This window comes from Pseudoxanthomonas sp. PXM02 (assembly GCF_014851805.1).
In the GTDB taxonomy this organism is placed as follows: domain Bacteria; phylum Pseudomonadota; class Gammaproteobacteria; order Xanthomonadales; family Xanthomonadaceae; genus Pseudoxanthomonas_A.
This window is the reverse complement of the sequence record NZ_JACVAK010000001.1, coordinates 1,699,003-1,711,229: the sequence shown is the minus strand read 5'-3', so window position 1 is coordinate 1,711,229 and position 12,227 is coordinate 1,699,003. Positions and strand designations below refer to the sequence as shown.

The 12,227-nt window shown below is 68.8% G+C and carries 15 protein-coding genes; 6 read left to right on the top strand and 9 right to left on the bottom strand.

Annotated elements, in window-relative coordinates; translation table 11 throughout:
* Positions 1–9: 9 nt before the first annotated feature.
* The 4 genes from IB225_RS08265 to IB225_RS08250 all read right to left on the bottom strand — a co-directional run bounded on the left by IB225_RS08265 (position 10) and on the right by IB225_RS08250 (position 1,843).
* The gene (locus IB225_RS08265) at positions 10–357 is read right to left on the bottom strand and encodes an excalibur calcium-binding domain-containing protein (RefSeq protein ID WP_225583330.1); all 348 of its coding nucleotides are present in this window, start codon (positions 355–357) and stop codon (positions 10–12) included.
* Between the two features lie 55 nt (positions 358–412).
* Positions 413–892, bottom strand: coding sequence for a hypothetical protein (locus IB225_RS08260; protein ID WP_192310688.1), 480 nt, complete (start codon positions 890–892; stop codon positions 413–415).
* 57 nt (positions 893–949) lie between these two features.
* Positions 950–1,339, bottom strand: coding sequence for a hypothetical protein (locus IB225_RS08255; protein WP_192310687.1), 390 nt, complete (start codon positions 1,337–1,339; stop codon positions 950–952).
* Between the two features lie 69 nt (positions 1,340–1,408).
* Complete coding sequence (locus IB225_RS08250) at positions 1,409–1,843, bottom strand: hypothetical protein (RefSeq protein WP_192310686.1); 435 nt, start codon at positions 1,841–1,843, stop codon at positions 1,409–1,411.
* A gap of 602 nt (positions 1,844–2,445) precedes the next feature.
* On the opposite strand from IB225_RS08250, the gene IB225_RS20625 reads away from it, so the two are divergent.
* Positions 2,446–3,690, top strand: a complete 1,245-nt coding sequence (locus IB225_RS20625; RefSeq protein ID WP_192310685.1) for a molybdopterin molybdotransferase MoeA — start codon at positions 2,446–2,448, stop codon at positions 3,688–3,690.
* Positions 3,687–4,244, top strand: coding sequence for a molybdenum cofactor guanylyltransferase (locus tag IB225_RS08240; protein ID WP_192310684.1), 558 nt, complete (start codon positions 3,687–3,689; stop codon positions 4,242–4,244). Before IB225_RS20625 ends, IB225_RS08240 begins: the two co-directional genes overlap by 4 nt.
* A 20-nt stretch (positions 4,245–4,264) precedes the next feature.
* Here IB225_RS08240 and IB225_RS08235 read toward each other — a convergent pair whose 3' ends face one another.
* Together IB225_RS08235 and IB225_RS08230 are read right to left on the bottom strand one after the other, a co-directional pair.
* Positions 4,265–5,272, bottom strand: coding sequence for a hypothetical protein (locus IB225_RS08235; RefSeq protein WP_192310683.1), 1,008 nt, complete (start codon positions 5,270–5,272; stop codon positions 4,265–4,267).
* Between the two features lie 70 nt (positions 5,273–5,342).
* Positions 5,343–5,699: a hypothetical protein gene (locus IB225_RS08230; RefSeq protein WP_192310682.1), complete on the bottom strand. Its 357-nt coding sequence runs from the start codon at positions 5,697–5,699 to the stop codon at positions 5,343–5,345.
* 415 nt (positions 5,700–6,114) lie between these two features.
* On the opposite strand from IB225_RS08230, the gene IB225_RS08225 reads away from it, so the two are divergent.
* Both IB225_RS08225 and IB225_RS08220 read left to right on the top strand, forming a co-directional pair.
* Positions 6,115–6,843 carry a response regulator transcription factor gene (locus IB225_RS08225; RefSeq protein ID WP_192310681.1) on the top strand — a complete coding sequence of 243 codons (729 nt, stop codon included), beginning with the start codon at positions 6,115–6,117 and terminating at the stop codon, positions 6,841–6,843.
* Positions 6,840–8,240 carry an ATP-binding protein gene (locus IB225_RS08220; protein WP_192310680.1) on the top strand — a complete coding sequence of 467 codons (1,401 nt, stop codon included), beginning with the start codon at positions 6,840–6,842 and terminating at the stop codon, positions 8,238–8,240. The genes IB225_RS08225 and IB225_RS08220 overlap by 4 nt, the downstream gene beginning before the upstream one ends.
* Positions 8,241–8,265: 25 nt before the next feature.
* Here the strand turns inward: IB225_RS08220 and wrbA are convergent, their stop codons facing one another.
* Entirely contained in the window at positions 8,266–8,865 is a 600-nt protein-coding gene (gene wrbA / locus IB225_RS08215) for an NAD(P)H:quinone oxidoreductase (protein ID WP_192310679.1), read from the bottom strand.
* Positions 8,866–8,876: 11 nt separating this feature from the next.
* Entirely contained in the window at positions 8,877–9,347 is a 471-nt protein-coding gene (locus tag IB225_RS08210) for a helix-turn-helix transcriptional regulator (protein WP_192310678.1), read from the bottom strand.
* A 285-nt stretch (positions 9,348–9,632) separates the two neighbouring features.
* Here IB225_RS08210 and IB225_RS08205 point away from each other — a divergent pair, with 285 nt between their 5' ends.
* Both IB225_RS08205 and IB225_RS08200 read left to right on the top strand, forming a co-directional pair.
* Positions 9,633–10,238 (top strand): response regulator transcription factor, encoded by a 606-nt coding sequence (locus IB225_RS08205; RefSeq protein WP_345776597.1) that lies wholly within the window; start codon positions 9,633–9,635, stop codon positions 10,236–10,238.
* Between the two features lie 247 nt (positions 10,239–10,485).
* Positions 10,486–11,310, top strand: coding sequence for an alpha/beta hydrolase (locus tag IB225_RS08200; protein WP_192310895.1), 825 nt, complete (start codon positions 10,486–10,488; stop codon positions 11,308–11,310).
* Positions 11,311–11,394: 84 nt separating this feature from the next.
* On the opposite strand, the gene IB225_RS08195 is transcribed toward IB225_RS08200, so the two are convergent.
* Positions 11,395–12,087 (bottom strand): MOSC domain-containing protein, encoded by a 693-nt coding sequence (locus IB225_RS08195; RefSeq protein ID WP_192310676.1) that lies wholly within the window; start codon positions 12,085–12,087, stop codon positions 11,395–11,397.
* Positions 12,088–12,227: the final 140 nt, after the last annotated feature.

Here is a 12,227-nt window from a genome sequence, read left to right as displayed (position 1 = left end):
GAGTGACGATCAATTACACCACTGGTTCTCGCACGGAATCCCGTCCCGGTCGCCGTCCATCTTGGTGTTCGGGCAGTGCTGGATGAAGTATTTCGCCTCCGCGCAGGACCGCATCTGGGAGCAATGCGTGCGGCCATCGCACTGGTAGGAAGATGTGGCGGCGACAGGTGCCGGTGCTGCCGCCGGCGCGGCTTGCTGGCCCCAGGGGCGATCGAACGATGATGCCGGCGGCGAGACGCGCGCAGCGGGTTGGATGGTCTCCGGCTCCTGTGGCCCCTCGCTGACCTTGTACCGGTCGTAAGCGAACACGCCGGCGACAGCGGCGCCCATGATCAGAAGCAGCGTGGTGACCTTCATGGTTCCCCCGGAACAGTCCGATGTCATTGCCGAGCGCTCGCGCGCTGGATGGACGTTAGCGCCCGTGCTGGGCGGCGTCCACGAAGGCAGCGTACGTCGCGAGCAGGGAGGCGTCATCCCCCTTCCTGGCGCTCAGATACGGCGTGTAGAAACGGAAGCGGCGCACGAGCGTCCCGCGGTCGATGACCATGCCGAGCGGGCAGTGCTCACGCTGCCCGCCAAAGTGGCGGAATGCCCGTCCCGCCAACGAGCGCGCCGACCAGGGGTGGGACCGGTTGATCACCACCGCGCCGGCCGGCAGGGCGGGAAGGATCCGGGTTTCCACGTGGTCCTTCCACTTCGGGCTATCGGAGTAGACGAAGACCACGAAACGCCGGAAGCGCATCCAGGCAAGGCCATGCAGGATGGCCGAGTAGGCGACGTGGATCAGGCCGCGGATCGCCAGCAGCGGAAGCAGCAACAGGACGACGGGCACGAGCAGCAGGAACGCCGCGCACTTGCCGAGCCATGGGGTGGAAGCGTCCTTGCCTGTCATGCGTACCAACGGTTGAATCAGTCCTGGGCGGGAAGCGGGGCGGAGCAGGATGGCCTGTCAGTCCTCGCGTCGGGGCGCCACGCCGACAGCCGCGAGATGGTCGCCCACATCGGACAGCGTGGCAAAGCGGGGATTCGCATCGAGGTGATCGATGTCGCCGAGCGACGCCGCCAGTGTGGGCTTGTCCGTGGCCGTTACCAGTCGGTAGCTGCCGCCGCCCGCCATGAGTCCGGCGCGATGCACCGGCGCAGTGAATTCCGCAACGAGCGCGCTACCGGACCCATTCCAGAAGCGCCAGCCACCGTCCTCTACATCGATCGCTTCGCAGTGGGCGATGGCAGCTGCCATGGAGGGAAATACGAACAGGGTGTTCTCGTCGGTGGCGGCGGCAAAGATCATGAGGGTCTTATGCCTGAGCCCGTCCCGAGTATCCAGCGTGGTTGGCATGGGTGAATCGCCAGGTCCGATGGCAGGGCGCTTGAACTGACTCGGCTGACAAAGTGCTGTCGAACTGCTTCAGATGCACTCCAGCGACGCATTTTCAGCTGCGCCGCTAACAAGGCTGAGGAAATGCGCCAGGAAGTTGTCCAGCAGAACGGGCTCGGATGTCAGGAACATCCTGGCCTCGCTCGCCACCTGAGTGACGGAAAAGTCGGAGAACTCGGATTGCTGATGCGTGGAGACGTACAGTTTGCCCGGACTCCTGAAATGAAGCCTCGCATGGAATGCGCCATTGGCATATTCAGGGCCGAATTCACCAAGACGGATGTCTTTTACTCCGGCATGAATGTGGTCCCGGAAGAGCGAGAGCTCCTCGGCGAGATGTTGAAGTCCCCGCTGGCTGGCATAGACCGTATTGGAAAAGGACGACCCCTCGTTGGCGACAACAATGCGCAGCTCGATCAGATCATCGTCTGACCAGATTCTTGTAAAGGAGATGCCTTTCGTCATTGTGCGACCGCTCGTTTCATTCCGCTCTCCACAACCCGCTGGCGGATCATATGGAGGCATGGTCGCAGAAGTGACATTGCGCGTGGGCACAAGGATTGCCTGATGGCATGGCCACGGCACGGATGCCTGCCTTCTACCCCGGAGGCACGCGGGTGAGTCCCGCAACCCTCGACATCCCACTCGCAACCCTCCGAATCCCATCGGCCGCACGTCGAATGCCACGTCCCGGCATGCAGAGCCTTGCCGATGGCTTTCCGGAAGCCGGCGATGGGTTTCCGGACCTTGCGCGCAAGCCTCGGAGACTTGTCGATGACACTCGGAGAGTGAGGGGATGGCTTTCCGGATCCCGACGATGGCACTCGGAAACCCAGCCGCAAGGCTCAATGTGAGAAAGGTGGGGCTTCCGCGTCCCGTCGACGGGATTCGGCGCCTTGCGCTTGGGAATCCGCGCCTTGCGCGCAAGCCTCAGCGTCTTGCCGACGGCCGTTACGGCGCCACGAGAGGGATTCCGCCGCCCGGCGCATGCCGGCGGCCGGCCCATGGCAATCCCCGGACGGCGGCACTAGGCTGGTCGCCCCGCGGAGACCGGGACAGGAGACAGGGTGATCGGCTATCACGAGGCGGTGGCGCGGCTGCGGGACGGCGCGGGCCGGCTGGGCACGGAGCGCGTGGCGCTGCGGGATGCGGTCGGCCGTGTGCTCGCCGGTGATGTCGCCAGCCCGCTCGCCTTGCCCCCGTTCGACAACGCCGCGATGGACGGCGTGGCGTTGGTGTCGGCCGATGCCGTGATGTCCGCAGGCAGTGAATGGGATATCGCCGCGCGCATCGGGGCCGGCGACTCGCCGCCCGAGGATGGCGCGTCCGCGTGGGAGATCATGACCGGCGCCGCGCTGCCCGCGCGCGCCGACACCGTGGTGCCGGTGGAACATGTCGAACGCCTGCCGGCCGACGCGTCGTCGCGCCCGCGCATCCGGTTGCGGGAAGACGCGCAGGCCGGCGCGAACATCCGCCGCCGCGGCGAGGACGTGCAGGCAGGTCAGCGTTTGCTGTGCAGCGGCGCGTTGATCGACGCGCCCCACCTGATGCTGCTGGCCGGCGTCGGCATCGACGCCGTCGAGGTGGCACGGCGTCCGCGCATCGTCCTGCTGGCGACCGGGCGCGAAATCGTCGCGGCGGGCGAACCGCTGCCGGCCGGGGGTATCCACGATGCGACCTCGCCGTACCTCCGCGTGGTCGCTGCCGCGGCGGGTGCCGATCTGATGCGTGTCGTACGCGTCGGCGATGACGTGGCCAGCTTCGATGCCGCGCTGGACGCCGCGCTCGCCGACGGGGCCGATCTGGTGCTCAGCACAGGTGCGGTGTCGAAAGGCTGCTACGACTTCGTGCCGGCGGCGCTCGACGCGCGGGGTGCCGAACGGATGTTCCATGGCGTCGCGATGCGTCCCGGCAAGCCAGTGTTCGCCGCGCGTCTGCGCGAAGGGGCGCTGTTCGTCGGGCTGCCGGGCAATCCACTCTCGACCGCGGTGGGTTTCCGCTTCCTGGTCGAGCCGCTGCTACGCGCGTGGCTGGGCATGGCACCCGAAGCGGCGCGTTGGGTGTCACTGGCGAAGGCGTGCACGAAGCGCGCAGGCCTGCTCGCCGCCTTCCACGGCGCGGTGACCTGCGACGACGAAGGACGCTTGCAGGCCCGTGTCGCCGAGGCGCAGGCGTCGTTCCGTCTGCTGCCGTTCTCGCAGTCGTCGGTGTGGATCACGTTGCCCGCAGAAACCGACCGCGTCGATGCGGGCACGCGCGTACAGGTGCATGGCCCGGGGCATCTGCGACCGCCCGCGTGGTTCCCTGCATGACGGCGCCACTGTCTTCGTGGCGTGCCGTGCTGCTGGCCGGCGGCCGTTCCTCGCGCATGGGCACCGACAAAGCGTTGCTGCCGTGGGGCACAGGCACGTTGCTGGCGCATATGCATGCGGTGCTGCTCGCCGCGGGGGCAGAACAGGTGGTCGTCAGCGGCGACCGTCCTGACGTGGGTGGCGTGGCGGACGCGCAGCCCGATACCGGCCCGATGGGCGCGCTCGCGCAACTCGCGCCGCATCTGCAGGACGGCGCCTGGCTGGTGGTGCCGGTCGACATGCCGCTGCTGTCGGTAGCGCTGATGCATGCGCTGCTGTCGACCGATGCGGATTGCGCCTGCGTGGAAGACCACCCCTTGCCGATGGCGCTACGCCTGCAGGCCGAGGCGCGCGCGGTGATGGGCGCGGTCGGTGCTGCAACGGGGCGCGAGCGTTCGTTGCGCGCGCTGCAGCAGCGTCTGCAGGCGGTGCAACTGCCTGCGTCGCCCTGGTGGGACGTGCTGCGCAACTGCAATACGCCGGAAGACTGGGCCGCGCTACGCGCCGCCCACTGACGCGTCGTTCCGCACACGCGTCATCGGCACGTGCCGAGCTTCATGCGCGCATGCCAGGCGGCACGGCGCGCCAGGTTGTAGGCGGTATCCGCTTCGCGCGGCAGCAGGTGTTCGGCGCGCACCGGGTCGGCGCCGTGCGCCAAGGCGTATTCCACGCGTTCCAGCTCGGCGAGGTGCCGCAGGATCGGCGCGACCAGGTCGTCCAGCAAGGTCGCGCGGCAGTGCCCGAAGTCCTGCCGGATCGCGGCCAGCTGATCGCGGATGCGTCGGCTCGCGCCGCCCTTCAGATCGGGCGGCGGCTCCGAACTGATCGGCGCGGCCTTGTAGGCGTCGCCGGTCGCCTCGCTGCCCAGGTCCGCGAGGCGTTCGTGACGCGCAGGATTGAAGCGGACCTCCGGCGGCGGCCGTGCCCGGGCCGGCTGGTCACCGGTGCCGAGCGGGATCACCGCGGCCATGCCGGACACCGTGCCGTGCGCGTTCTCCAGCATGGCGTCGCCCGCCGTGCCCTTGTTGCGCCAGTGCTTGTCGAAGCGCGTCTCGCGGTAGTCGATGGGATTGGGCCGGTCGAACGGACCGCGCGCAGCGGTGCCGTCATCGCCGCCCGCCATCCCGGGCGGCCTGCGCGCCGGGGCTGCGGTGTCCGCTGCGCCGGGAGGCAGGAGCAATCGTCCATCCTTCGCGTACAGCGTCGGACGATCGCTGGCCGTGACCGTAGGAGAGGTGGCCGGTGATGACGCAGATGACGCGACAGGCAGGTGGGGGCTGGCGGATCGCGATGAGGGCGATGCTTCGGTCGACACGTCATGCGCACGCGGGATGTCGGCAGGCGTGCTGCGCGACAGGAAGCGCAGCCGCAACCGGTTCTCCGCCGGCACTGCGGGGTCGAAGACGGGTTCCTGCAACAGCACCAGCGCGAACGACGCCACGATCGCGGCGCTGACGGTGACCGCGATGGCACGGTCCCGGGTGGCGTCGTTGTCCGTCGAGCGCGTGCCGCGCATCGAACGGCGATGGGCGATGTCCGTCATGCCGACATCATCGCCGTGGAGCAGGTCGAGCGGTCGCGCCGCGGGGCCCGGGCAGCAGGCCGGGAGAGGATCAAGCGGGATCGTCTCCGCGTGGCGCATGCGGGGGTGGCGGTGGCGGCGCGTTGAAGCCTTGCGCTTCCAGGCAGGCGTCCATCAAATCCATGTCGTCCGGCGTCAACGCGGGATATGCGTCGTCGCGATCGGGTGGGGGAGGCAGGTCGAGTTCCTCTGCGCAGGCGGCCAGGGCGGCCTCGAACGCGTCGTCCGTGGCCTGTGGTGGAGCGAGGTGCGGTGGCGGCGGTGGCGGCATGCCCGGGCCCACCGGCGGGGGCGGATGCCGGGTCCACGGCGGCGACGGACAGCAGGCGGCCAGCAGGGACGCCATCGCCACCGGCAGGACGGAACGGAGCAGGGAAGCCTGGGGCACTAAGGAGTCTCGGCAGCGATGGGGGACGATAAAGTCGGCACGGCGGACGACAGCGGGACGTGAGAGGGCAAACCGGACGTCGTGGTCGCCGTGCCACGCCGGCGAGGGAGGGAGCCCGTCGCCGGCGCCCGCCTGGCATGCCTTGCCGAGGGGTGCGGCGAGGATCCGGGCGGGGACACGGGCACAGCATGCGGGGCCCGTGTCGCCTGCCTATGCCGGGCGATACGGCTGCCTGACACACCGTGCCACACGACGACACACGGACGCCAAGAATGGGGTGCACGCTGCGCGGGCGGTGGCGATAGACCCCCGGTATCCTCTAATCCCAAGAACCCTGGCCGCCCTTCATGTGGCGGCTTTTTTTGCCTGCGGCAGCCCGCATACTGCGTGCCGCTGCCGGCCAGCCGAAGCCTCGATGGATCTGCATACCTACATCCTGGTGGTCGATGACGACCCCGAACTGCGCACGCTGATCGGCGATTTCCTGCGCGAGCACGGCTACCTGGTCGATGTGGCGAGCGACGTGGCCGGCATGCGCGATGCCATCGCGCGGCGGCGCCCGGACCTGGTGGTGCTGGACGTGATGATGCCCGGCGAGGATGGACTGTCGGCCGCTCGCCGCCTGGCCAGCGAAGCCGGTCCGCCCGTCATCATGCTGAGCGCGCTGGGCACGGATACCGACCGCATCATCGGGCTGGAAGTCGGCGCCGACGACTATCTCGCCAAGCCCTGCAATCCCCGCGAGCTGCTGGCGCGCGTCCGCGCCCTGCTGCGCCGGCAGGGATCGCCGGCCGGCGACAGCGGTGCCGCGCCCGCGACGGGCGAAGGTGCGCACTATGTCTTCGAGGGGTGGAACCTGGATGTCGTGCGTCGCGAACTGCGTGATCCCGCCGGCACTTACATCCATCTTTCCGACGGCGAATTCGCGCTGCTTCGCACCTTCGTATCGCACCCGCAGCGCGTCCTCAGCCGCGACCAGCTGCTCGACCATGGCCACGGTCATGACGCGGAGGTCTACGACCGCGCCATCGACAGCCAGGTCAGTCGCCTGCGTCGCAAGCTCAACGGACGCGACGGGGCGGAAATGATCCGCACCGTGCGCAACGAGGGCTACATGCTGCTGCCGGCCGTCGTACGCCGATGACGCGCCGGCCGCTGTCGCTGTTCGCGCGCACGTTCCTGCTGCTGCTGGCCGCGCTGGTGGTGGCGCACGCGATCGGCATGGCGGTGCTGCTGTACCGGCCACCGCGGGACGGCATCGCGTTCAGCGAGCTCACCGCGTTGCTGTCGTCACGCATGCCGGCCGCCGATCCCGACCTGCGCGTGTTCGAAGCCGACACCGCGCCGGTGCCGGATGGTGAACGTTATCGCCCGTCGCCGATGGTCACGGCGCTGTTGGCCCAATGGTTGAACGTCGACGTGGCGCAGGTGCGCTTCTTCCATGTACAGGCGCCGCGTCCGTTCCTGCCTGCGTCCCGCGGTCCGGCACCGAATCCGCAGGCACCGCCGCCGGGAAGCGCCATGGCGCCGATGCCTTCCGGCATGCCACCGCCGTTCCCGCGCAACTGGCGGCCCGACACGCCGCTGCGCGGTGATTTCATTGCGGCGTACCGGCAGCAGGATGGACGCTGGCGGGTGGTGGAGAACACGCGCGACCGTGCGACCTTCATCGCGCGCCTGGTGATGCTGTTCTTCGCGGGCATGCTGGCGCTGCTGCCGCTCGCGTGGTGGTTCTCGCGCGCGCTGGCGTCGCCGATCCGCCGCTTCACGTTGGCGGCCGATCGCATGGGGCGCGATGTCCTGGCGCCGTCGCTGCCGCTCACCGGGCCCAGCGAGATCGTCAGTGCGTCCGCCGCGTTCAATGCCATGCAGGCGCGCCTGGACCGCCTGCTCAAGGAACGCAGCGAAATGGTCGCGGCCATCGCGCATGACCTGCGCACGCCGCTGGCGCGGCTGGCGTTCCGCCTGGATGCATTGCCGGCCGGCGCGCGCGACAAGGCGACGGCCGACATCGACGAGATGTCGCGGATGATCGAGGCCACGCTGGAATTCATCCACGACCAGAACCGCGCGCCGGTGCGCGAGCCGCTGGACCTGCGCCTGCTGGTGGAGAGCGTGGCGGACGATCTGCGCGACCTGGGGCGCGACGTGCGGGTGGAGGAAGGCGCGCCGGCCCCGATGGCGGGCGATCCGTGGTCCTTGCGTCGCATGATGGCCAACCTGCTGGACAACGCGCTGAAGTACGGCCACGCCGCGCGCATTTCGCTTGCGCCGGAGCGCGACGGCTATCGGCTGGTGGTGGAGGATGACGGCCCCGGCATCGATCCCGCACAGGCCGAGCGGTTATTCATGCCGTTCGTGCGCGGTGAGGCATCACGCAATCGCAGCACGGGCGGGATCGGGCTCGGCCTGGCATCGGTGAAATCCATCGTGCTGGCGCATGGCGGGCATGCATTACTCGAGAACCGTCCCGAGGGTGGCTTGCGGGTCACGGTCCATCTGCCCCGGCAGTCTGCGGTCGAGGCGGTGCAGACGTCCTGATGCGCGTGTGCGGGCGGTGGAGGCGTCAGCCGTGCAGCTTGATGGCGGTCTCCGCGACTACGCGACCCTGGTAACGCGCGCCCTTCAGTTCGTTCTCCGACGGTTGGCGCGAACCGTCGCCACCGGCGATGGTGGTGGCGCCGTACGGCGAGCCGCCGGTGATCTCGTCCAGGGTCATCTGTCCTGCGTGGCCGTAGTCCAGGCCGACGATCACCATGCCGAAATGCAGCAGGTTGGTGATGATCGAGAACAGCGTGGTTTCCTGTCCGCCGTGCTGGGTGGCGGTAGACGTGAATGCAGCGCCCACCTTGCCGTGCAGTGCGCCGCGCGCCCACAGGCCGCCGGCCTGATCCAGGAAGTTGGCCATCTGCGAACTCATGCGGCCGAACCGCGTGCCGGTGCCGACGATGATCGCGTCGTAGTCGGCCAGTTCCGCGATGGTGGCCACCGGTGCCGCCTGGTCCAGCTTGTAGTGCGAGGCACGCGCGACCTCCTCGGGCACCAGTTCCGGCACGCGCTTGATGTCGACCTTCGCGCCCGCGCCGGTGGCGCCTTCGGCCACCGCGTGCGCCATGGTTTCGATATGCCCGTAGGCGGAGTAGTACAGCACCAGGATCCTGGCCATGGAGTCGCTCCTCAGGGATGGGCGTGCGCGGGTTCGGACAGCCGCAGTTTGCGCGCCGCGCCTGTCGTGCCGGTGTGATGGCATTGGCGCGAGAACACGCGCGGCGACACGCCGATCGCGCGGCGGAAGGTGCGGGTGAAGTGGCTCTGGTCGTAGAAGCCCAGCGCGGCGGCGGTGTCGGCGATGCGCTGGTCGCCGCGGGCGAGCATCTCCTTCGCGCGCTCAAGCCGCAGCCGCATCACGTAGGCCATCGGGCTGCAGCCCATGCGCTGGCGGAACTGGCGGGCGAAGTGGAAACGGCTGACACACGCGGCCGAGGCGATCTCGGCGAGCGTGAAGTTCTTGCCCAGGTTGTGCAGGATGAAGGCATCCGCGCGCTGGAAGGCGCGTTCGTTGAGGCCCGCGGAAGGGCGCGGACCGGAAGCGTTGAACTCCTGGCAGGCATGCATGGTGGCGTCTAGTCCGGTGTGTGGCGTGCGCATGGCGCGCCGCGTGGTCCCCTTCTTCCACGATGCGCGGGCCGGAACGACATCGATACCCCAATCGGCGTAGCCATCGCCTCACCCGATCGGGGGAGGACAGGGTGCCGTCCGTCCGCACGATCGCAGGCGCACATGGCGTACGTCCGCCGCCTGCCGTCGTCCCCCGTATTGGGGCCTCGCGCCGGGCGTGGACGCGCGGTATGGTGGCGCGCACTTTTGCCTGGTCCGGTGTCCGTGGACGCTTCCGCTTCCGTCCCCCCGCCTGCATCCGACGGCACGATCCGGGTGCTGGTCGTGGACGATCATCCGTTGCTGCGCGAAGGCATCGCCGCGGTGCTCGGTACGCAGCCGGACATGCGGGTGCAGGCGGAGGCCACCGAAGGTGCCGAAGCGGTCGAGCTGTATGCGAAGTTGCGCCCGGACGTGGTGCTGATGGATCTGCAGATGCCGGGCATGGATGGCATCACCGCGATCCGCGCGATCCGCGAGCAGGATCCGATGGCCCGCATCGTGGTGCTGACCACGTACCAGGGCGATGTGCAGGCATTGCGCGCGCTGCGCGCCGGTGCGCACGGCTATCTGCTGAAGAGCATGCTGCGGCGCGAACTCGTCGACACCATCCGTGCGGTGCATGCCGGCGGTCGCCGCGTGCCCGCCGAGATCGCGGACAGCCTGGCAGCGCACGTGGGCGACGACGGCCTGAGCGGGCGCGAGATCGACGTGCTGCGACAGGTCGCCGAAGGCAATGCCAACAAGCGCGTGGCGCGCAACCTCGGCATCTCGGAAGAGACCGTCAAGGCGCACATGAAGAGCATCCTGTCCAAGCTCGGTGCGAACGACCGCACGCACGCGGTCACCATCGCGATCAAGCGCGGCATCATCCAGCTCTGACCCCTGCGCTGCGTCGCGCACGGATGTGCAATCGCGACCGGTCGTTGCAGGCGCACGCTGACGTGGTCTCCACGCCCACAGGCGCAACATCGCGATGCGCATTCCAGACGACCCCACGATTGCCGACCCGCAGCGCCGCCGCGTGGTCATCGCCGGCGCGGCTGCCACCGCACTCGCCGCACTTCCCGCGTTGCCGCTGGCGGCCGCGGGCGCCTCTCCTTCCCCCCTCCCTCACGAGGAACGACGCATGGCCACGTTCACCACCAAAGACGGCACGACGATCTGGTACAAGGACTGGGGCAAGGGGCCCGTGGTCTCCTTCAGCCACGGCTGGCCACTGAGCGCCGACGCGTGGGATCCGCAGATCTTCCACCTGGCCAGCAACGGCTTCCGTTGCATCGCCCACGACCGTCGCGGCCATGGCCGCTCCAGCCAGCCCTGGCATGGCAACGAGATGGACACCTATGCCGACGATCTCGAACAGCTGTTCGAGCACCTGGGCGTCAAGGATGTGGTGATGATCGGCCACTCGACCGGTGGCGGCGAAGTCGCGCGCTACATCGGCCGCCACGGCACCAAGCGGGTGAAGAAAGCCGTGCTGATGGGCGCGGTGCCGCCGATCATGCTGAAGACCGACGCCAATCCCGGTGGCCTGCCGATGTCGGTGTTCGACGGTTTCCGCCAGGCCTATCTCGCCGATCGCGCGCAGTTCTTCCTCGACGTCGCCACCGGGCCGTTCTTCGGCTACAACCGGCCGGGCGCGAAGGTGTCCGAAGGCAACATCCGCGCGTGGTGGACGCAGGGCATGCAGTCCGGCTTCAAGAACGCGTACGACTGCATCAAGGCGTTCTCGGAAACCGACTTCACCGAAGACCTGAAGAAGTTCGACGTGCCCACGCTGATCATCCACGGCGCCGACGACCAGATCGTGCCGATCGATGCCTCGGCGAAACTGTCGGCCAAGCTGGTGCCGAACGCCACGCTGAAGATCTATCCCGGCGGCTCGCATTCGCTGGGCGATACCAGTCGCGAACAGCTCAACACCGATCTGCTGGCGTTCGCGTCGAGCTGAGGTCGTCCCGGCGTAATCCGTCATCGGAGCAGCGCGCAGGCGTCGGCGAACGACGCCTGCGTGCCGTCGCGCCATCCGGCGGGATCATGACGCCTCCGGGCCCTCCAGGCGCTTCTTCCAGGATTCGACTTCGTTGCGTTCCAGGCGATGGTCGATCAGCTTTTTCCACGATGGCGGCAATGGCAGTTCGCTCGCGGCGCGCAGCAGATCCAGGTCGAGCGTGCGCTGGAACAGCATGTCCATCAGCAGGCTGAGCGGCCAGCGGGGATGCGGTCGCTCGATGACGGTCAGCTGGTCGCCCGCGGCGATCGCGCCCGCGTCCAGCACGCGGTAGTACCAGCCGGTGCGGCCGGTGGATTGCAGCCGGCGCGCCATCTGCGGCTGGTCGAAGCGGTCGTTGAGTTTCCAGCAGGGCTGGCGCCCCTGCGAGACCTGCAGCACGGCGCTGCCGGCCTGCACGATGTCGCCGAAGTGGATCGTGTCCTCGGTCCAGCCGAGCGTGGAGAGGTTCTCGCCGAAGGCGCCTGCGGCGTCCAGCAGCGGATGCGAAAGCTCCTGCCGCCAGGCGGCGTAGTGATCGAGCGGGTAGTGATGGAGGGCCTTGTCCACGCCGCCATGGACGCGAAGGTCCGCCTGCTCGTCGTCGACCAGTCCGAGCGCGGTGATGCGCCGGCGTCCGTCGACCGCGTGCTTGGCGATGGCGCTGGTGGTGCCCGCACGCGTGTACGGCTGGACCTTGCCCACATGCAGCGTCAGCAGTGGCGTGCTGGTTTCCATCCCGTCCTCCCTCATCGTCGTCCACCTCGGCGGGGGGCGAACGCTACCGCGTGATCCGCGCAGTGGCAAACCGGGGCAGCGTGCACGTCCGACGGCCGATCCGCGTCCCCCGGATCGGGGAGCGTCGCGCCGCGCATGGA